Origin of the sequence: Citrobacter sp. Cu231 (assembly GCF_030332265.1) — a bacterium.
Taxonomy (GTDB): Bacteria; Pseudomonadota; Gammaproteobacteria; order Enterobacterales; family Enterobacteriaceae; genus Citrobacter; species Citrobacter meridianamericanus.
This window is the reverse complement of record NZ_JAOWIE010000030.1, coordinates 1-19,169: the sequence shown is the minus strand read 5'-3', so window position 1 is coordinate 19,169 and position 19,169 is coordinate 1. Positions and strand designations below refer to the sequence as shown.

General features: G+C 53.0%; 17 protein-coding genes and 7 tRNA genes. 3 read left to right on the top strand and 21 right to left on the bottom strand.

Annotation, left to right across the window (positions count from 1 at the left end; genetic code table 11):
* Window positions 1-10: 10 nt before the first annotated feature.
* Window positions 11-1,105 carry a threonine-phosphate decarboxylase CobD gene (gene cobD, locus OGY15_RS06105; protein WP_286538793.1) on the top strand — a complete coding sequence of 365 codons (1,095 nt, stop codon included), beginning with the start codon at window positions 11-13 and terminating at the stop codon, window positions 1,103-1,105.
* On the opposite strand, the gene nadD is transcribed toward cobD, so the two are convergent.
* Genes nadD through leuS form a run of 4 tightly spaced genes read right to left on the bottom strand, consistent with a single transcriptional unit; the run spans window position 1,080 to window position 5,944 of the window.
* Window positions 1,080-1,721 (bottom strand): nicotinate-nucleotide adenylyltransferase, encoded by a 642-nt coding sequence (gene nadD, locus OGY15_RS06100; protein ID WP_151218757.1) that lies wholly within the window; start codon window positions 1,719-1,721, stop codon window positions 1,080-1,082. The genes cobD and nadD overlap by 26 nt on opposite strands.
* Window position 1,722: 1 nt before the next feature.
* Window positions 1,723-2,754, bottom strand: coding sequence for a DNA polymerase III subunit delta (gene holA / locus OGY15_RS06095; protein WP_286538791.1), 1,032 nt, complete (start codon window positions 2,752-2,754; stop codon window positions 1,723-1,725).
* Window positions 2,754-3,347, bottom strand: a complete 594-nt coding sequence (lptE, locus tag OGY15_RS06090; RefSeq protein WP_151218759.1) for an LPS assembly lipoprotein LptE — start codon at window positions 3,345-3,347, stop codon at window positions 2,754-2,756. The genes holA and lptE overlap by 1 nt, the downstream gene beginning before the upstream one ends.
* Before the next feature lie 14 nt (window positions 3,348-3,361).
* Window positions 3,362-5,944, bottom strand: a complete 2,583-nt coding sequence (leuS, locus tag OGY15_RS06085) for a leucine--tRNA ligase (RefSeq protein ID WP_252837996.1) — start codon at window positions 5,942-5,944, stop codon at window positions 3,362-3,364.
* Window positions 5,945-6,179: 235 nt separating this feature from the next.
* Between leuS and OGY15_RS06080 the strand changes: the two genes are divergently transcribed.
* Entirely contained in the window at window positions 6,180-6,662 is a 483-nt protein-coding gene (locus tag OGY15_RS06080; protein ID WP_003022748.1) for a zinc ribbon-containing protein, read from the top strand.
* Between the two features lie 65 nt (window positions 6,663-6,727).
* Here OGY15_RS06080 and rihA read toward each other — a convergent pair whose 3' ends face one another.
* The 10 genes from rihA to miaB form a co-directional block, all read right to left on the bottom strand.
* Window positions 6,728-7,663, bottom strand: a complete 936-nt coding sequence (rihA, locus tag OGY15_RS06075; RefSeq protein ID WP_187252814.1) for a pyrimidine-specific ribonucleoside hydrolase RihA — start codon at window positions 7,661-7,663, stop codon at window positions 6,728-6,730.
* A 116-nt stretch (window positions 7,664-7,779) separates the two neighbouring features.
* Entirely contained in the window at window positions 7,780-8,505 is a 726-nt protein-coding gene (gene gltL / locus OGY15_RS06070; RefSeq protein ID WP_151218761.1) for a glutamate/aspartate ABC transporter ATP-binding protein GltL, read from the bottom strand.
* Complete coding sequence (gltK, locus tag OGY15_RS06065; protein ID WP_003022757.1) at window positions 8,505-9,179, bottom strand: glutamate/aspartate ABC transporter permease GltK; 675 nt, start codon at window positions 9,177-9,179, stop codon at window positions 8,505-8,507. Before gltK ends, gltL begins: the two co-directional genes overlap by 1 nt.
* Complete coding sequence (gene gltJ / locus OGY15_RS06060; RefSeq protein ID WP_187252813.1) at window positions 9,179-9,919, bottom strand: glutamate/aspartate ABC transporter permease GltJ; 741 nt, start codon at window positions 9,917-9,919, stop codon at window positions 9,179-9,181. Before gltJ ends, gltK begins: the two co-directional genes overlap by 1 nt.
* Before the next feature lie 159 nt (window positions 9,920-10,078).
* Window positions 10,079-10,987, bottom strand: coding sequence for a glutamate/aspartate ABC transporter substrate-binding protein GltI (gene gltI / locus OGY15_RS06055; protein WP_016152242.1), 909 nt, complete (start codon window positions 10,985-10,987; stop codon window positions 10,079-10,081).
* A 356-nt stretch (window positions 10,988-11,343) separates the two neighbouring features.
* A complete protein-coding gene (gene lnt, locus OGY15_RS06050; RefSeq protein WP_151218762.1) occupies window positions 11,344-12,882 on the bottom strand; it encodes an apolipoprotein N-acyltransferase in 1,539 nt (512 codons plus the stop codon).
* 24 nt (window positions 12,883-12,906) lie between these two features.
* Window positions 12,907-13,785: a CNNM family magnesium/cobalt transport protein CorC gene (gene corC, locus OGY15_RS06045; RefSeq protein ID WP_048212288.1), complete on the bottom strand. Its 879-nt coding sequence runs from the start codon at window positions 13,783-13,785 to the stop codon at window positions 12,907-12,909.
* Window positions 13,786-13,881: 96 nt separating this feature from the next.
* Window positions 13,882-14,349 carry an rRNA maturation RNase YbeY gene (gene ybeY / locus OGY15_RS06040; RefSeq protein ID WP_151218763.1) on the bottom strand — a complete coding sequence of 156 codons (468 nt, stop codon included), beginning with the start codon at window positions 14,347-14,349 and terminating at the stop codon, window positions 13,882-13,884.
* Window positions 14,346-15,392: a PhoH family protein gene (locus tag OGY15_RS06035; protein ID WP_286538788.1), complete on the bottom strand. Its 1,047-nt coding sequence runs from the start codon at window positions 15,390-15,392 to the stop codon at window positions 14,346-14,348. Before OGY15_RS06035 ends, ybeY begins: the two co-directional genes overlap by 4 nt.
* A gap of 206 nt (window positions 15,393-15,598) precedes the next feature.
* Window positions 15,599-17,029, bottom strand: coding sequence for a tRNA (N6-isopentenyl adenosine(37)-C2)-methylthiotransferase MiaB (gene miaB / locus OGY15_RS06030; protein WP_003022779.1), 1,431 nt, complete (start codon window positions 17,027-17,029; stop codon window positions 15,599-15,601).
* A 145-nt stretch (window positions 17,030-17,174) separates the two neighbouring features.
* Between miaB and ubiF the strand changes: the two genes are divergently transcribed.
* The gene (ubiF, locus tag OGY15_RS06025) at window positions 17,175-18,350 is read left to right on the top strand and encodes a 3-demethoxyubiquinol 3-hydroxylase (protein WP_252837998.1); all 1,176 of its coding nucleotides are present in this window, start codon (window positions 17,175-17,177) and stop codon (window positions 18,348-18,350) included.
* A gap of 111 nt (window positions 18,351-18,461) precedes the next feature.
* On the opposite strand, the gene OGY15_RS06020 is transcribed toward ubiF, so the two are convergent.
* The 7 genes from OGY15_RS06020 to OGY15_RS05990 form a co-directional block, all read right to left on the bottom strand.
* A tRNA-Gln gene (locus OGY15_RS06020) sits at window positions 18,462-18,536 on the bottom strand.
* Between the two features lie 36 nt (window positions 18,537-18,572).
* Window positions 18,573-18,647 (bottom strand) — tRNA-Gln (locus tag OGY15_RS06015).
* 43 nt (window positions 18,648-18,690) lie between these two features.
* Window positions 18,691-18,767, bottom strand: a tRNA-Met gene (locus OGY15_RS06010).
* 20 nt (window positions 18,768-18,787) lie between these two features.
* Window positions 18,788-18,862 (bottom strand) — tRNA-Gln (locus tag OGY15_RS06005).
* A 37-nt stretch (window positions 18,863-18,899) separates the two neighbouring features.
* A tRNA-Gln gene (locus tag OGY15_RS06000) sits at window positions 18,900-18,974 on the bottom strand.
* Between the two features lie 23 nt (window positions 18,975-18,997).
* Window positions 18,998-19,082 (bottom strand) — tRNA-Leu (locus OGY15_RS05995).
* Between the two features lie 8 nt (window positions 19,083-19,090).
* Window positions 19,091-19,167, bottom strand: a tRNA-Met gene (locus tag OGY15_RS05990).
* Window positions 19,168-19,169: the final 2 nt, after the last annotated feature.

Here is a 19,169-nt window from a genome sequence, read left to right as displayed (position 1 = left end):
GAGCGGCACGATGTCTTTATTCAAGAGCGCGCATGGCGGTAATACCCGAGAAGCCGCCGAACTGTTGGGCATCTCGCCTGAGCAATTGCTGGATTTTAGCGCGAATATTAATCCACTGGGTATGCCAGCAGGTTTAAAACGCGCAATTATCGACAATATGGACTGCGCGGAGCGTTACCCGGATGTCGATTACGCGCAGCTGCATGCAGCGCTGGCGGAGCATCATCAGATTCCGGCCTCGTGGATCCTTGCGGGAAACGGTGAGACCGAGTCTATTTTTACCCTGGTAGATGGCCTGAAGCCACGTCATGCGATGATCGTGACCCCCGGGTTTGCGGAATATCGTCGGGCGCTGCAATGGGGAGACTGTACGATCCATGAATTTGCGCTGCGCGAAGACGATGGCTGGCAGCTTACCGATGCGATCATCGATGCGTTAACCTCAGAGCTGGACTGCCTGTTTCTCTGCACGCCCAACAACCCCACCGGGTTACTACCGGATAACCGCCTGCTACGTGAGATTGCCGCACGTTGTAAATGGCTTGGGATCAATCTTATCCTGGATGAAGCGTTCATCGATTTTATAGCCGGGGAACCGGGGTTTATTCCGCTGCTGCATGAGAACCCGCATATTTGGGTGCTACGCTCTCTCACCAAGTTTTATGCGATACCGGGGCTGCGTCTGGGATATCTGGTCAACAGTAACGAGCAGGCCGTTGCACAAATGCGCAGCCGACAAATGCCATGGTCAATTAATGCGTTTGCTGCTCTGGCCGGCGAGATTATTTTATGCGACAGCGCTTATCAGCAGGCGACGTGGAAATGGCTGGAACAAGAGGGAGCGCGGTTTGAGCAACAGCTACAAAACCTGCCTGGCCTGACGGTGTATCCCGGCCAGGCAAATTATCGTTTATTACGCTGCGATCGCGCGGATATTGATTTGCAACGGACGTTGCTGGAACAGCATGTCTTGATTCGCAGTTGTGCCAATTACCCTGGGTTGGACGCGCGTTATTATCGGGTTGCTGTTCGCAGTCAGGAAGAAAATGACCGCCTGCTGGCGGCATTAAACAACACGCTTAGCGGTACAACCCCTGCTGATTGATATAGTCAAGCACTGCGCCTGGCATCAGGTCGTCGCACGGCTCGCCTTTTTCCAGACGCTCGCGAATGAGCGTGGCGGAGATGTTGAACCACGGCGTTTCGGCCAGGTAAATTTTCCCGCAAGGCAGGTTGTGCAGGTCATCCGGCGAATGAGTCAGATGATCCTCCAGCCATTGCTGGTGCTTTTCCTGCACCATTTCGAGCGGATAACCCGGACGTCGGCACACGATGAGATGGGTATTGCCCAGAATCGTGTGGTAGTCGTGCCAGGAAGGGAAGGTCAGCAGCGAATCCTGACCAATGATAAACGCTAACGGCACGTTCGGGCCTTGCTCTTCGCGCCACTCTTTTAGCGTTTGCGCGGTGTAGGAGGCGGTATCGCGTTTAAGTTCTCGTTCATCCAGGGAAAACAGCGGTTTATCAGCAATGGCCAGTTCAACCATGCGCTTACGTTGCTCACTGGATGCTTCAGGCTGTGCGCGATGTGGTGGGACGTTATTGGGCATGATGATGACCCGGGAAAGGCCAATCAGATTCGCCAGAATTTCAACCGGTTTAAGATGACCATAATGCACCGGATCAAAGGTGCCGCCGAACAGAGCCTGCAATGATTTCATATCAACCATCAATAAAAACATCGGCCAGTGATTTATGGCAGAGCAAAAGGGAAAGTCCCTCAAGTTCAGCCCACACTGACTGACCATAGTCTTGTTTAAGCGTAATTTCTGTACGCGTTAACAGCGTTACTGCCTGACGTAGCTGTGCCGGGTTCAGCCGGTTTAGTGCATCACCCATCATGCCCCGGCGATTTTGCCACACCCGGTGTTTATCAAACAACGTGCGCAAGGGGGTATTCGCCGACTGCCGTTTTAGGTTGACCAGCAACAGCAATTCACGCTGTATCGTACGCAGCAAAATAACCGGCTCACTGCCTTCCAGACGTAGCTGTTGCAGAATGTGCAGCGCGCGTTTGCTTTTGCCCATCAGCAGCGCATCCACCCAGTGGAACGGGGTAAAGTGCGCGGCATCGTTAACGGCTTTCTCCACGCGAGGTAGCGTTAGTTTGCCGTCAGGCCAAAGCAATGCTAACCGTTCCAGCGCTTGCGCCAGTGCTAACAGGTTGCCTTCATAGCAATAGCACAATAGCTGATTGGCTGCGTCATCCAGTTGCAGGTTGTTAAGTTTTGCCCTCGCGGCGACCCAACGTGGGAGCTGCGCCTGCTCTGGCGTCTGACAGCTTACCTGAACCGCGTTATTCGCCAGTCCGATACACCACGCGGCGTTCTCCTGCGCTTTGGTGAGTTTGTTGCCGCGAACAATCAGCAGCAGATCGTCATGTAACAGCGTGACGAGCGAAGCGAGTTGTTCGTTAATGGCAGCGTTAGGCCCATTTTCAGGCAGTTGCAGAAGTAGCGTTTGGCGGCTGGCAAACAGGCTCATCGCCTGGCAGAGCGAAAAAATCTCTCCCCAGTCGGTGCTGTTGTCCAGAGTGAAAGCGTGATGTTCTTCGAATCCTTGCGTTGCGGCAGCCTGACGGATGGCGTCCTGACTTTCCTGCAATAAAAGGGGATCGTTACCTAAGAGTAAATACGCCGCGCGCAGCCCTTCATTGAGCTGTGCGCGGAGTTGTTCAGGGTACAACTTGAGCATCAGTTACCCAGCGTGGTGGAAACACGCGCCGGAGATGACGCCGGCGTCGCGGCTTTATTTACCGCCGGTTCAGCATCAGCATTGGATGACTGAGTATCGGCCAGATGTACGCTTGGCAGCTTACGAATCAACTGTTCAGCCGCTTTGTCATACATCTCTTTGATGATCATGTCCTGCTCGTTATCTTTCGCCAGTGCAGCCTGCGGGTTGTCAAAGAACGAACGATAAACTTTGGCGCTGATTGGGTATATATCATGACCTGGAATCAGCACAGTAGCACTTACGGACAACACCATCTGGTATTCAGCCGTTTGACCGTTCTGGAATACCGACGCCGTATCCTGTGAAATGCTGACCGCGCCAAGACGTAAGGATGTTACGTCTTTACGCATTGTACCGTCTTCAAGCAGCGTCACACCGTTCAGACGCAGCTGGTTACGGACTGCACGGCTTAACGGGCCGTTCGGATCGCCAGAGTTCAGGATCATGGTTTTCATTGAGGGTGGAACCTGCGTAGTGCTACGCAGATGCCAGCCACACCCGGCGGTGACCAGCACCGCCAGAGATAACAACAATGTTGTCAGAAATCGCACGCTTCCTCCCGCGCTTAGCCAACGACCAGATTGAGGAGTTTACCCGGTACATAAATCACTTTACGTACGGTAACGCCATCAAGATATTTTGCCACCAGAGGCTCCTGGCCCGCACGTTCACGAACCTGCTCTTCAGTGGCGTTTACCGGAACGGTGATTTTGCCACGTACTTTGCCGTTTACCTGAACCACAACCAGCGTTGAGTCTTCAACCATTGCGGCGTCGTCAGCTACCGGCCACGGCGCGTTGTCGATATCGCCTTCACCTTTCAGCGCTTGCCACAGGGTGAAGCAAACGTGTGGAGTGAACGGGTTGAGCATGCGTACAACGGCAAGCAATGCTTCCTGCATCAGAGCTCTGTCCTGCTCGTCTTCCTGCGGTGCTTTCGCCAGCTTGTTCATCAGCTCCATAATCGCCGCAATTGCGGTGTTAAAGGTCTGACGACGACCGATATCATCGGTAACTTTAGCAATGGTTTTGTGCACGTCGCGACGCAGCGCTTTTTGATCTTCTGTCAGTGCTGCAACGTTAAGCGCCGGTGCATCACCCTGTGAAGTGTGTTCGTAAACCAGTTTCCAGACACGCTTCAGGAAGCGGTTCGCCCCTTCAACGCCGGATTCCTGCCATTCCAGGGTCATGTCAGCCGGAGAGGCGAACATCATGAACAGACGTACGGTGTCGGCACCATAGCGTTCAACCATAACCTGCGGGTCGATACCGTTGTTTTTCGACTTGGACATTTTGCTCATGCCGGTATACACCAGTTCATGGCCTTCTGCGTCCTTAGCCTTAACGATACGACCTTTTTCGTCGCGTTCAACGATGGCATCAACCGGAGAAACCCAGTTGCGTTCACCGTTTGCGCCCACGTAGTAGAACGCATCGGCCAGCACCATCCCCTGACACAGCAGTTGTTTAGCCGGTTCGTCAGAGTTGACCATGCCCGCATCGCGCATCAGTTTATGGAAGAAGCGGAAGTAGAGCAGGTGCATGATGGCGTGTTCAATACCGCCAATGTAGATATCAACCGGCAGCCAGTAGTTGGCGGCTTTGGAATCCAACATGCCTTCCTGATACTGCGGACAGGTGTAGCGCGCGTAGTACCATGATGACTCCATAAAGGTATCGAAGGTGTCGGTTTCACGTAGCGCAGGCATACCATTAACGGTGGTTTTTGCCCACTCCGGGTCGGCTTTGATCGGGCTGGTAATACCGTCCATGACCACGTCTTCCGGCAGAATAACCGGCAGTTGATCTTCTGGCGTCGGCAGCACGGTGCCATCTTCCAGCGTCACCATCGGGATTGGCGCACCCCAGTAACGCTGACGGGAAACCCCCCAGTCACGCAGGCGGTAGTTAACTTTACGTTTACCCACGCCTTTATCGACCAGTTTGTCAGCAATGGCGTTGAAGGCAGCGTCGAAGTCGAGGCCGTCAAACTCACCGGAGTTAAACAGCACGCCTTTGTCGGTCAGCGCCTGTTCAGACAGATCCGGCTCTGCGCCTTCAGAAGTCAGAATTACCGGCTTGATGGTCAGGCCGTATTTGGTGGCAAATTCGTAGTCGCGCTGATCGTGACCCGGAACGGCCATGACGGCGCCTGTGCCGTATTCCATCAGGACGAAGTTTGCCGCCCAAACCGGGATTTCTTCGCCAGTCAACGGATGAACGGCTTTAAAGCCAGTGTCGACGCCTTTTTTCTCCATGGTCGCCATTTCGGCTTCAGCAACCTTGGTATTACGGCATTCGTCAATGAAGGCAGCCAGTTCAGGGTTATTTGCAGCGGCTTTCTGCGCCAGCGGATGACCTGCGGCAACGGCCAGGTAGGTCGCCCCCATAAAGGTGTCCGGGCGGGTAGTGTAAACGGTCAGCGTGTTGTCGTAACCGTTCACATCAAAGGTGATTTCCACGCCTTCAGAACGGCCAATCCAGTTGCGCTGCATCGTTTTCACGGTGTCAGGCCAGTGATCCAGGTTATCCAGGTCACGCAGCAGTTCGTCAGCGTAAGCGGTGATTTTGATAAACCACTGCGGGATCTCTTTACGCTCTACTTTGGTATCGCAACGCCAGCAGCAGCCGTCAATAACCTGTTCGTTCGCCAGTACGGTCTGGTCGTTCGGGCACCAGTTGACCGCAGACGTTTTCTTGTACACCAGGCCTTTTTTGTACAGCTCGGTGAAGAATTTCTGTTCCCAGCGGTAGTATTCCGGGGTACAGGTTGCCAGCTCACGGCTCCAGTCGTAACCAAAACCCAGCATTTTGAGCTGGTTTTTCATATAAGCGATGTTGTCGTACGTCCACGGTGCTGGGGCGGTGTTATTTTTAACCGCCGCGCCTTCCGCAGGCAGGCCGAAGGCATCCCAGCCAATGGGCTGTAGGACGTTTTTACCCAGCATACGCTGATAGCGGGCGATCACATCACCGATGGTGTAGTTACGTACGTGGCCCATGTGTAGTCGACCAGAAGGATAGGGAAGCATAGACAGGCAGTAATACTTCTCTTTGCTCTCGTCTTCGGTAACTTCAAATGTGCGCTTCTCATCCCAGTGAAGCTGTACTTTGGATTCTATCTCTTCCGGGCGGTATTGCTCTTGCATGGCAGCCAGTGGTCCTGTTTTCAATACAGCTACAAACGTAGCTCTAGATGTGGTGTTTCAGATCCGCATAGCATAGCCCAAACGCCCGCGTCAAAACAGCCTTTCGCGCATTCAGCGTTGAATTCCTGCAAGGATAATTCTTGCACAAATTTACACACTCTGTGGGCAGCCTTGCAAAGCGTTGTGTAAATAACGTCTATTATTATAGACAGTTAACGACCCAGGAGGCGAAGCGATGAACAAGGTTGCTCAATATTACCGTGAACTGGTGGCTTCACTGAGCGAACGTCTGCGCAACGGCGAACGCGATATTGATGCATTGGTGGAGCAGGCGCGGCAGAGGGTTATGCAGACCGGGGAGTTAACGCGAACCGAGGTGGAAGAACTCACCCGGGCCGTCAGACGCGACCTGGAAGAGTTTGCTCTGAGCTATGAAGAGAGCCTTGATGAGGAGACCGACAGCGTCTTTATGCGGGTTATCAAGGAGAGTATCTGGCAAGAGCTGGCCGATATCACCGACAAAACGCAGCTTGAATGGCGTGAGGTATTTCAGGATCTTAGCCATCATGGGGTTTATCACAGTGGCGAGGTAGTGGGACTGGGAAATCTGGTCTGCGAGAAGTGCCATTTCCATTTAGCGGTTTACACGCCGGATGTGCTGCCGCTGTGTCCGAAATGCGGTCACGATCAGTTCCAGCGGCGACCGTTTGAGCCGTGATAATTAGGCGTGCTAATCGTCAATTGCAGGCCTGATAACATGCGCCACCATCAGGCCTGCAGTTTTTATGCGTAGTACCTTAAACGCTCCGCTAGCAGATCGACAAACCCTTCGCGATCCACGTCCACCATCACGGTGGCGTTTGGCTTATTGCCACTCAGGAAGTAGTAATCCACCACGGTCATGCCCTGCGTGTATTTGCCCTGGGTTTCCACACCAACCCAACGCTCAACGGTAGTAAACAGCTCAGGTTTCAGCAGCCAGGCAACGGTGCAGGGGTCGTGCAGCGGCGCGCCAATGAATCCCCATTTTTCGTCTTTGTGGTATTCGAAGAAGAAGTCGAGTAGTTCAGCAACGATCGTTGAAACAGGATTGCCGATAGCGCGGAACCGCTCGGTATCTTCGCGATGAATTTGCGCTTTATGTGTCACGTCCAGACCAGCCATCACCACCGGAATGCCTGACTGGAATACAATTTCAGCAGCTTCAGGATCCACAAAAATATTGAACTCGGCGGCGGGCGTCCAGTTTCCGAGACCCATTGCCCCACCCATTATCACGATACGGGCGATGTTGGCGTGCAGTTCTGGATGGCTATTCAGCAGCAATGCCACGTTTGTTTGCGGCCCGGTGGAGACGATGGTCACCGGTTCCGGGCTTTCACGCAGTGTTTTCGCCATCAGTTCCACAGCTGTGCATGGCTGCGGCGCAAAGGTTGGTTCCGGGAGCGCCGGGCCATCTAACCCACTCTCGCCGTGGACGTTATCGGCAATAATCAGATCGCGCATCAGCGGTTTCACAGCGCCACCGGCGACGGGAATATCACTACGATTGAGCAGCGTTAGCATGCGCAATACGTTACGCAGCGTCTTGTCGGGCGTCTGATTCCCGGCAGAAGAGGTTATCGCTTTAACGTCCAGCTCTGGTGAGGCGAGGGCGAGAACAATTGCGATAGCGTCGTCATGACCTGGATCGCAATCAAACAGGATAGGAAGTGCCATTGTTGCTCCTTGTAAGTGGGACTCTGTGACAAGGTTAACGCTGGGCTGTATCTGTTTCGAGAAGTGAAGAGGTAAATCGTGAGATGGCGCGCACATGGCGGTGCGCGCCAGCAAGATTAGTGCAGGATTTTTGCGAGGAAGTCTTTGGCTCGGTCTGATTTCGGATTGGCGAAGAACTCTTCTTTCGGCGAGTCTTCAACAATCTTCCCTTCATCCATGAAGATCACTCGGTTCGCCACTTTACGCGCAAAGCCCATTTCGTGGGTGACTACCATCATGGTCATCCCTTCATTGGCCAGTTCAACCATGACGTCCAGCACTTCGTTGATCATTTCAGGATCAAGCGCTGATGTCGGTTCGTCAAACAGCATGGCGATAGGATCCATACACAGCGCCCTGGCAATGGCGACACGCTGTTGTTGGCCCCCGGAGAGCTGAGCCGGAAACTTATCGGCGTGCGCTGACAGACCAACGCGTTCCAGTAACTTTTGCGCTTTGTCACGAGCAGGCTTTTTATCGCGCTTAAGCACTTTTACCTGCGCCAGAGTCAGGTTCTCAATGATCGACAGATGCGGGAACAGTTCAAAGTGCTGGAACACCATGCCAACGCGTGAGCGCAGTTTGGCCAGATCGGTTTTTTTATCATTTACCACGGTGCCGTCAACGGTGATGACGCCCTTTTGTACCGGCTCCAGTCCGTTCACCGTTTTGATAAGCGTTGATTTACCTGAACCTGACGGGCCGCAGACCACCACTACTTCACCTTTTTTCACTTCCGTGGAGCAGTCGGTCAGCACCTGAAAGTGACCATACCATTTAGAAACATTTTTCAGGGTAATCATTAAACTGTCCTTTTCTTCAAATAGCTGACCAACAACGATGCGCTCAGACTGAATACAAAATAAACGGCGCCAGCAAACAGGATCATTTCAACCTGCGTGCCGTCACGCTCGCCAATGGTGGAGGCGGTACGGAAGAAGTCTGCCAAACTCAATACATACACCAGCGAGGTATCCTGGAACAGTACGATGCCCTGAGTAAGCAGTAGCGGCACCATTGCGCGGAATGCCTGTGGCAGAATGATCAGCTTCATCGACTGCCAGTGGGTCATTCCCAGCGCCAGCGCGGCACTCGACTGCCCACGAGAAATACTCTGGATACCGGCACGGATAATCTCGGAATAGTACGCGGCTTCAAACATCGAAAACGCGACCATCGCCGAGATCAGGCGAATATCGGTTTTTGGCGACAGGCCCAACACGTTTTGCAGGAAGCCGGGCACAATCAGGTAGAACCACAGCAGTACCATTACCAGCGGAATGGAGCGAAATACGTTGACGTAGCCTTTCGCAAACCAGGCAATTGGCGCGAAGCTGGACAGACGCATGACGGCAAGGATGGTCCCCCAGACGATACCAATGACGACCGCTGTAACGGTGATTTTCAACGTGATGATCAGCCCGTCCAGCAGATACGGCAGGGAAGGGACGATAGAACTCCAGTCAAATTCGTACATTATTTGCCTCCCAAATTGCCAGGCAGGCGGATTTTGCGTTCGACGAGATTCATTACCAGCATGATGACGGCGTTAATCAATACGTAGGCCAGCGTGATGGCGGTAAACGATTCCCACGCGTGAGCGGAGTAATCCAGCAGTTTTCCTGCCTGCGCAGCCATATCCACCAGACCGATAGTGGAGGCGATCGCGGAGTTCTTCACCAGATTCATCATCTCTGAGGTCATTGGCGGAACAATCACGCGGTAAGCGTTTGGCAGCAGGACATAGCGATAGGCTTGCGGCAGCGTTAGGCCCATCGCCAGCGCGGCGTTTTTCTGCCCGCGAGGCAGGGACTGAATCGCTGCACGAACTTGCTCACAGACGCGCGCGGCGGTAAACAGCCCAAGACAAAGCATGGATGAGAGGAAGAACTGAATGTTGGGATCCAGTTCTGACTTGAACCACATGCCAATGTTTTCCGGCAGCAGTTCAGGAATGACCAGATACCAGGTAAAGAACTGGACGATGAGTGGAACGTTACGAAACAACTCAACGTACAGCGTGCCGATCCCGGAAAGGAAACGGTTTGGTACGGTACGTAATATGCCGAATAAAGAGCCTATGAGGAAAGCGATAATCCAGGCGGTGATAGATAACGCGACTGTGACCTGGAAACCACTCCAGAGCCAGCCGAGATAGGTGGTGTTGCCGAACGGGGCCTGTTGTAAAAAAATACCCCAGTTCCAGTTTATAGACATAAATCTACTCCAGAAAAAAAAGGGTAGCAGCGCTACCCTCGAAGATTGTTATTCGGCGTTTTGCGGTTTTCAGGCCTGATGGGGAACGACCATCAGGCTTATAGTCTGTCCGTACCGAATAGCAATCGAGAGGGAGGGGAAGCCTCCCATTTATTTTAGTTAGTTAAGCGCTTTATCATTCGGTTCTTTGAACAGGGCTTTCATCTCGTCTGACAGTTCGAAATTCATGTTCAGGTTCTTGGGTGGAATTGGATTTTTAAACCACTTATCAAACCATTTCTCAGCTTCGCCTGAGGTCTGAGCCTTGGCGATAGTGTCGTCCATCAGCTTTTTGAACTGCGGATCATCTTTGCGCAGCATGCAGCCGTAGGCTTCCTGAGACTGCGGTTTGCCGACGATCTCCCAGTTGTCTGGTTTCTTCGCCTTTGCGCGTTCGCCAGCCAGCAGTGCATCATCCATCATAAAGGCAACGGCGCGACCGCTTTCCAGAGTACGGAAAGAGTCACCGTGGTCTTTCGCGCTGATGATGCGCATATCCATTTTTTGTTCTTCGTTCAGTTTGTGCAGCAGTACTTCTGAGGTCGTACCCGAAGTCACGACCACGGCCTTACCTTTCAGGTCCGCAAAATCTTTGACGTCGCCGCCTTTTTTCGCCAGCAGACGGGTACCGACAACGAAAATAGTGTCAGAGAAAGCCGCTTGTTTTTGGCGCTCAACGTTGTTAGTGGTGGAACCACATTCAAAGTCGAAAGTACCGTTTTGCAGCAGTGGGATACGGTTCTGTGATGTAATCGGGATCAGTTTCACCTGCAGATCGGGCTTGTTCAGCTTTTTCTTCACCGCTTCAACGATCGCGTTGGAGTAATCCTGTGAATAACCGACCACTTTTTGCTGGTTATCGTAGTAAGAAAACGGCACCGAGGATTCACGGTGACCAACCACGATCACACCGTTTTTGGCGATTTTGTCCAGCGTGCTGCCTGCCGCTGGTGCTGCGTCTTCTGCGTGCGCCAGACCGGCGGACATTCCCATGACCAGCATGGCAGTGGCGAGCTTACGTAATTGCATATCCAACTCCTTTATCGTCTGCGCCAGGGACGCATTGATACCCATTGTGATGTTGTTATTGTTTGCTACTAAAAAGTGCAGTCTTGTATGTGTTTGTTAACATTTAGTTTGGATGAATGTAAAGAATTTGATGTTTTATTGTTTATTTTTGCGAGGTGCGCCGCACCATTTGGGGGCAAAAATATCCTGTTGCACTTTCCAGGTGCTACCTATGCTCAACTTTGGTGCGACCAGGTTGCACATTCAGCCAAAACTACGTTTGCCTTGTAGAACAAAGCAATAGGCGTGCCAGAATGGGATGCGGGAATGTGTGTGGGCCGGATAAGCGAGGTGTTATCCGGCCAGGGGAAGAAGGGTTACTTACGACGTTGACGCAGGCTCATTACCACCGCACCAAAGCCAAACAGTGCGGTCAGCAGCCAGAGCGGCCAGTTACCGGTACGGGCATAAGGGGTCAGGCCCGTCGTTGGCGTCACGCTGGTGGTCAGAACCTGACGGGTAAACTGCGGGATCATCGCCTGAATCTCACCCTGAGGACCAATCACCGCCGTAATACCGTTATTGGTGCTACGCAGCAGAGGGCGCGCCAGCTCCAGGGAACGCATCCGCGCCATCTGGAAGTGCTGCCACGGTCCAATAGACTTACCAAACCAGGCATCGTTGGAGATAGTTAACAAGTAGTCCGTATCCGGACGGAAGTTATCCCGAACCTGTTCGCCAAGAATGATTTCGTAGCAGATGGCTGCCGTCAGCTTAAAGCCGTGTGCATGCAGCTGCGGTTGTACATAAGACCCACGGCTAAACGAAGACATAGGCAGGTCAAAGAACGGCGCTAACGGACGCAGGATCGATTCCAGCGGGACAAACTCGCCAAACGGCACCAGATGGTTTTTGTTGTAGCGATTGTTGGAATCGTAGCTGTACGGACTGTCTTTACCCAGCGTGATGATAGTGTTGTAGGTATCGTAACGATTCTGCTTGTTCAGACGTGCATCTACGATCCCGGTAATTAGCGTGCTGTTTTTCGATTTCAGCAAGTCATCCATCATGCTCAGAAAGCGCTGCTGGTTAATTTCCAGATCCGGAATAGCAGATTCTGGCCAGATGATGAGCTGTGATTTGCCCATCTCGGGCTGGGTGGCGTCGAGATAAATCTTCAGGGTGTTGAGTAACTGACCTTCATCCCATTTGAGTGACTGCGGAATGTCACCCTGCACCATCGATACCTGAGTGGTTTTTTCCGGCTCAAGCGTGTACCACTGGATATAGCGCAACGGAAAGGGCAGGGCAAAGAGCACCAGCGCGGCAATCAGCGGCTTCCAGTTACGCGTCACCAGCGCCAGCGCCAGCAGGCCGCTGACCATCATCAGCAGGAAGTTAATCGCCTCAACGCCCATCACCGGCGCCAGCCCTTTTAACGGACCGTCGATCTGGCTGTAGCCGAATTGCAGCCATGGGAAGCCGGTCAATACCCAGCCGCGCAGGAATTCAGTGATTTGCCAGACTACCGGCGCGGCAATCGCCACGCGTAGCCAGGTGGTTTTCGGCCACAAGCGCGCCAAAACGCCGGCAAACAGACCGGTATAAAGGGAAAGGTATGCGGCAAGCAGAACCACGAGGAAAACATTAACCGGGCCCGGCATACCACCAAACTGCGCGATGCTGACGTAAACCCAGTTAATACCTGAGCCAAACAGCCCTAGTCCCCAGAAGTAGCCGATAGCGGCAGACTGGAGCGGGCGACGGTTGAAGGTAAGAGCCTGCAGGCCCATCAGCGAAACGATCGCGGCGGGCCAGATATCATACGGAGAGAAAGCCAGCGTCCCGCAGGCACCGAATAATAACGCCAGCAGCAGGCGAATGCGCTGGCGTTCGATTAATGGGGCAAATGCCATGTAGTCTTAGATCCAGTTTCGGGTTTATTCGTCCAGTTTGGGCTGGGGTGAGTCGTCCGGAATTCTGACATGAACCTGAATAATACGACGGCTGTCGGCCATTGCCACTTTAAACTGGTAACCATCAATGTCGATAGTTTCCCCACGTGCGGGCAGATGACCAAAGGCCTGCATAACCAGCCCGCCAATGGTATCGACTTCTTCGTCGCTAAAGTGGGTCCCAAAAGCGTCGTTGAAGTCTTCAATCGACGCCAAAGCGCGGATAGTCCAGGTGTGGCGACTGAGCTGACGGAAGTCAATATCGTCTTCTTCGTCGTACTCATCTTCAATTTCACCGACGATCAGTTCAAGGATGTCTTCAATGGTCACCAGACCTGAGACACCGCCAAATTCGTCGATGACGATAGCCATATGATAACGCTGGGAGCGAAACTCTTTCAGCATGCGGTCAACCCGCTTGCTTTCAGGTACGACAACCGCCTGGCGTAACACTTTCTCCATGCTGAAGGCTTCGGCATCGCTGCGCATAAACGGCAGCAGATCTTTGGCCATCAGAATCCCTTCAATGTGATCTTTATCTTCGCTGATCACCGGGAAACGCGAGTGGGCAGACTCGATAATGACATCGAGACATTCATCCAGGGTCTGGTTGCGTTTCAGGGTAATCATCTGAGAGCGGGGGATCATGATGTCGCGCACGCGTTGGTCCGCAATATCCATCACCCCTTCGAGCATATCGCGCGTATCTTCATCGATAAGGTCGTTTTGCCCGGAATCACGGATCAGCTCCAACAGTTCGTCGCGGTTTTTGGGTTCACCGTGGAAAAGTTGGCTCAGTAACAGGGAAAAAAATCCCTTTTTGCTGTTTAAGGTGTCACTACTGTGTGAATTGTCGTCGCTCATGGCGTCGTATGGGTTCTCATGTTAGTTAATAGGTCGCTCAATGCGCGTAAACTCAGCGCATGGCTTTATGGGAAGCCCGGGCTGATGCCCGACGGCTTATTCCTTCTCGGCAATGTACGGATCCTCATAGCCCAGAGCAAGCATAATCTCAGTTTCGAGGGATTCCATTTCCTCTGCTTCACCGTCTTCGATATGATCGTAGCCGAGTAAATGCAGGCTTCCGTGCACCACCATGTGCGCCCAGTGGGCTTCAAGCGGCTTACCTTGTTCCTGCGCTTCCTTCTCGACGACCTGACGGCAGATGATCAAATCGCCCAGCAGCGGCATCTCAATGCCCGGCGGAGCTTCAAACGGGAAAGAGAGCACGTTGGTTGATTTATCTTTCCCGCGATAGGTCAGGTTTAGCTCATGGCTTTCCGCGTCATCGACCAGACGAATAGTTACTTCAGACTCTTCCTGAAACTGCGGGATCACCGCATCGAGCCACCCCTGAAACTGACTTTCTGTGGGTAAACCGGATTCGTCTTCACATGCCAGCTGTAAATCGAGAATAACCTGACTCATTTTTGTTCCTGCTCCTGAGCTTCGCGCTTGCGTTCTGCAGCCTGCTCGGCTTTGCGTTTCTGTTCTGCTTCTTCCCAGGCTTCATACGCCGTGACGATACGGGCCACCACCGGATGGCGAACCACGTCTTCGCTATGGAAGAAATTAAAACTAATCTCGTCGACCTCAGCCAGCACTTCAATGGCATGACGCAGACCGGATTTGGTGCTACGCGGCAGGTCAATTTGGGTGATATCGCCGGTGATAACCGCTTTGGAGTTAAAGCCGATACGGGTCAGGAACATTTTCATCTGTTCGATGGTGGTGTTCTGGCTCTCATCAAGAATGATGAACGCATCGTTGAGTGTACGTCCGCGCATATAGGCCAGCGGCGCAACTTCAATGACGTTACGCTCAATCAGCTTTTCAACCTTCTCAAAACCGAGCATTTCGAACAGCGCGTCATACAGCGGTCGTAAATAGGGATCGACTTTCTGGCTCAGGTCGCCAGGCAGGAAACCGAGTTTTTCACCTGCTTCCACTGCTGGACGGGTCAGCAGAATACGACGGATCTCCTGACGCTCAAGCGCATCGACCGCGGCAGCAACCGCAAGATACGTTTTACCCGTACCCGCAGGGCCAACGCCGAAGGTGATGTCGTGGTCGAGGATATTCGCAATGTACTGCGCCTGGTTCGGCGTACGCGGTTTAATGACTCCGCGCTTGGTTTTGATATTCACCGCTTTGCCAAATTCCGGCACGCTGTCTGCGCTTTGCTCAAGCACACGCGCTTCTTTGATTGCCAGATGAATTTGTTCAGGCTCAATATCCTGCGTCTGACCGCGCATGGGGGCGGTATCGACGTACAGGCTGCGTAAAATATCTGCCGCTGCGATGACGCAAATTGGGCGACCTGTCAGTTTAAAATGGTTATCACGGCGGTTAATTTCGATGCCGAGGCGACGCTCCAGCTGTTTGATGTTGTCATCAAATGGGCCGCAAAGGCTCAACAGGCGGGCATTGTCTGCGGGTTCAAGGGTGATTTCGCGAGTGTCTATGTTCAAACTGTTCCTCTTATGCATGTCTTGCCGGACGTTGAACATTTACCGGCACCTAAGGAAATTATTCACGCCATGGGGGAAAGGCGCAAGCATTGCAATAAATATGGGGGTGCCAGGGCAAATTACAAGGCTCGCCGGAGCAGCGAGCCAGGAAGTTTAGGCCCGATAGGCGTGGTGCCATCGGGCATTGTTTGCGTTTTTCAGCAGGATTAAGGCTGATAAATACCGACGCCCAGATCGTTTTCTTTGCGGGTACGCGCAATAACCGACTCAGGGGATTCTGCGATGCGCAGGCCCATTTCGTCTTCAGTACGTACCACTTTGCCGCGCAGGGAGTTCGTCCAGACATCGGTAATTTCAACATCCACAAACTTACCGACCATATCCGGAGTACCTTCAAAGTTCACCACGCGGTTATTTTCGGTACGCCCTGACAGTTCCATGATGCTCTTACGCGATGTGCCTTCAACCAGAATGCGCTGGGTCGTGCCGACCATACGACGGCTCCAGGCCATGGCTTGCTGGTTAATACGTTCCTGCAGAATGTATAAACGTTGTTTTTTCTCTTCTTCTGGTACGTCATCAACCATATCGGCGGCAGGTGTGCCTGGACGTGCAGAGAAGATAAAGCTGTAGCTCATATCAAAATTGACGTCAGCAATCAGCTTCATGGTCTGCTCGAAATCCTGCGTAGTTTCACCCGGGAAGCCAACGATGAAATCGGAGCTAATCTGGATATCCGGACGTGCTGCGCGCAGTTTGCGGATGATCGCTTTATATTCCAGTGCGGTATGGGTGCGCCCCATCAGATTCAGCACGCGATCTGAACCGCTCTGTACCGGCAGGTGCAGGAAGCTGACCAGTTCCGGCGTATCGCGATAAACTTCCACGATATCGTCGGTAAATTCGATCGGATGGCTGGTGGTGAAGCGGATACGGTCAATGCCGTCGATCGCCGCGACCAGACGCAGCAGATCGGCAAAAGATCCGATCGTGCCGTCGTAGTTCTCACCGCGCCAGGCGTTGACGTTTTGCCCCAGCAGGTTCACTTCACGCACGCCTTGCGCTGCCAGCTGGGCGATTTCAAACAGGATATCATCCGCCGGACGGCTGACTTCCTCACCGCGGGTGTAGGGCACCACGCAATAAGTACAATATTTATTACAACCTTCCATGATGGACACAAACGCGCTTGGACCTTCAGCACGCGGTTCCGGCAGGCGATCGAACTTTTCGATCTCCGGGAAACTGATATCAACCACTGGGCTACGAGTCGTGCTTCCACGCACTTTGTTGATCATTTCCGGCAGACGGTGCAGGGTTTGCGGCCCAAAAATAATATCGACATAGTGGGCGCGCTGGCGAATATGGTCGCCTTCCTGAGACGCAACACAACCACCGACACCGATAATGAGCTTGGGATTCTTCTCTTTTAACAGCTTCCAGCGACCTAACTGATGGAAGACTTTTTCCTGAGCCTTCTCACGGATAGAGCAGGTATTCAGCAGTAGCACATCTGCTTCTTCGGCCACGTCGGTCAGTTGATAGCCATGGGTGGCATCCAGCAGATCGGCCATCTTCGATGAATCGTATTCGTTCATCTGACAGCCCCAGGTTTTAATATGGAGTTTTTTGGTCATCGACTTGCTCTTGCGAAATTGTGGCTGAAATGCAGGGCGCATAGTGTACTGCTTTGGCGCGGTTGTGACCAGTATGACGGATGTCAGCCTCAAGGGGTAAAAAATCCTGTAAACTTAAGCAATACATGTAACAGGATAATTGACCATGACAAATCAACCAACGGAAATTGCCATTGTCGGCGGGGGGATGGTCGGCGGTGCGCTGGCGCTGGGACTGGCGCAGCATGGATTTACGGTAACGGTTATTGAACATGCCGCTCCTGCGCCATTTGTGACTGACGGACAGCCTGATGTCAGAATTTCGGCCATTAGCTCCGCGTCCGTGTCGTTGCTGAAAGGGCTGGGTGTCTGGGATACGATTCAGGGGATGCGCAGTCATCCTTACCGTCGTCTGGAAACGTGGGAATGGGAAAATGCCCATGTAATGTTTGATGCCGCCGAACTTAAGTTACCTTTGCTCGGCTATATGGTCGAAAACACGGTTCTGCAACAGGCACTCTGGCAGGCGCTGGAAGTTCACCCCAAAGTTACGCTGCGCGTGCCTGCATCGCTTCTCTCTTTGCATCAACATCACGATCGGCATGAACTTGAGCTGGCAGACGGTGAAAAAATCAGCGCGAAGCTGGTCATCGGTGCGGATGGGGCCAATTCTCAGGTGCGTAAAATGGCCGGGATTGGCATTCATGCCTGGCAGTATGCGCAGTCCTGTATGTTGATAACCGTACAATGCGAGAATTCGCCGGGAGACAGTACCTGGCAGCAATTTACGCCTGACGGTCCGCGCGCGTTTTTACCGCTGTTCGATAACTGGGCCTCGCTGGTGTGGTACGACTCACCGGCGCGCATCCGCCAGTTGCAAGGCCTGAACATGCCCCAGCTGCAGACGGAGATCGCCAAACATTTCCCGTCTCGACTGGGCAACGTGACGCCTGTGGCGGCGGGAGCATTTCCGCTTACGCGTCGCCACGCACTGCAATATGTGCAGCCGGGCCTGGCGCTGGTGGGTGACGCTGCGCATACCATTCATCCGCTGGCAGGGCAGGGCGTTAATCTGGGATTCCGTGATGTGGATGCGCTGATTGACGTGCTGGTGAATGCGCGTAGCTACGGCGAGACCTGGGCCAGCCAACCGGTGCTGAAACGCTATCAGAATCGTCGTATGACTGACAATTTCATTATGCAAAGCGGCATGGATCTGTTTTACGCCGGTTTTAGCAACAACCTGCAGCCGCTGCGTATCATGCGTAATCTCGGGCTAATGGCTGCAGAGCGCGCAGGTGTGCTGAAGCGTCAGGCGCTGAAGTATGCGTTAGGATTATAATTCAGACAGGCCTATAGCAAACGTTGTAGGCCTGATAAGCGGAGTGCCATCAGACAATCAATCCAGGAATGCAGAAAAGCAAAAAGCTCGCCGAAGCGAGCTTTTTTTATATGGCTGGGGTACGAGGATTCGAACCTCGGAATGCTGGTATCAGAAACCAGAGCCTTACCGCTTGGCGATACCCCAACGGGCGCATCCACAAAATGGACGACTTGTTAAAATTGGCTGGGGTACGAGGATTCGAACCTCGGAATGCCGGAATCAGAATCCGGTGCCTTACCGCTTGGCGATACCCCAACATTTTTTTGACTTTATCGAGCGAGTCGACAGGCCTTTAATATGGTGGCTACGACGGGATTCGAACCTGTGACCCCATCATTATGAGTGATGTGCTCTAACCAGCTGAGCTACGTAGCCATATACTACTTAATCTTCGATGGCTGGGGTACCTGGATTCGAACCAGGGAATGCCGGTATCAAAAACCGGTGCCTTACCGCTTGGCGATACCCCAATGACCGTTGCGGTGAACCGCTATATCGAAGAAAAAATGGCTGGGGTACCTGGATTCGAACCAGGGAATGCCGGTATCAAAAACCGGTGCCTTACCGCTTGGCGATACCCCATCCGTGCAACGCTTACGGGTGAATGGTGCGGGAGGCGAGACTTGAACTCGCACACCTTGCGGCGCCAGAACCTAAATCTGGTGCGTCTACCAATTTCGCCACTCCCGCAAAAAAGATGGTGGCTACGACGGGATTCGAACCTGTGACCCCATCATTATGAGTGATGTGCTCTAACCAGCTGAGCTACGTAGCCAT

Excerpts from the sequence above, each read along its gene's own strand:
- cobD (WP_286538793.1), top strand. The coding sequence starts at position 11 with ATGTCTTTATTCAAGAGCGCGCATGGCGGTAATACCCGAGAAGCCGCC.
- nadD (WP_151218757.1), bottom strand. The coding sequence starts at position 1,721 with ATGAAATCATTGCAGGCTCTGTTCGGCGGCACCTTTGATCCGGTGCAT.
- holA (WP_286538791.1), bottom strand. The coding sequence starts at position 2,754 with ATGCTCAAGTTGTACCCTGAACAACTCCGCGCACAGCTCAATGAAGGG.
- leuS (WP_252837996.1), bottom strand. The coding sequence starts at position 5,944 with ATGCAAGAGCAATACCGCCCGGAAGAGATAGAATCCAAAGTACAGCTT.
- OGY15_RS06080 (WP_003022748.1), top strand. The coding sequence starts at position 6,180 with ATGAACAAGGTTGCTCAATATTACCGTGAACTGGTGGCTTCACTGAGC.
- rihA (WP_187252814.1), bottom strand. The coding sequence starts at position 7,663 with ATGGCACTTCCTATCCTGTTTGATTGCGATCCAGGTCATGACGACGCT.
- gltL (WP_151218761.1), bottom strand. The coding sequence starts at position 8,505 with ATGATTACCCTGAAAAATGTTTCTAAATGGTATGGTCACTTTCAGGTG.
- gltK (WP_003022757.1), bottom strand. The coding sequence starts at position 9,179 with ATGTACGAATTTGACTGGAGTTCTATCGTCCCTTCCCTGCCGTATCTG.
- gltJ (WP_187252813.1), bottom strand. The coding sequence starts at position 9,919 with ATGTCTATAAACTGGAACTGGGGTATTTTTTTACAACAGGCCCCGTTC.
- gltI (WP_016152242.1), bottom strand. The coding sequence starts at position 10,987 with ATGCAATTACGTAAGCTCGCCACTGCCATGCTGGTCATGGGAATGTCC.
- lnt (WP_151218762.1), bottom strand. The coding sequence starts at position 12,882 with ATGGCATTTGCCCCATTAATCGAACGCCAGCGCATTCGCCTGCTGCTG.
- corC (WP_048212288.1), bottom strand. The coding sequence starts at position 13,785 with ATGAGCGACGACAATTCACACAGTAGTGACACCTTAAACAGCAAAAAG.
- ybeY (WP_151218763.1), bottom strand. The coding sequence starts at position 14,349 with ATGAGTCAGGTTATTCTCGATTTACAGCTGGCATGTGAAGACGAATCC.
- miaB (WP_003022779.1), bottom strand. The coding sequence starts at position 17,029 with ATGACCAAAAAACTCCATATTAAAACCTGGGGCTGTCAGATGAACGAA.
- ubiF (WP_252837998.1), top strand. The coding sequence starts at position 17,175 with ATGACAAATCAACCAACGGAAATTGCCATTGTCGGCGGGGGGATGGTC.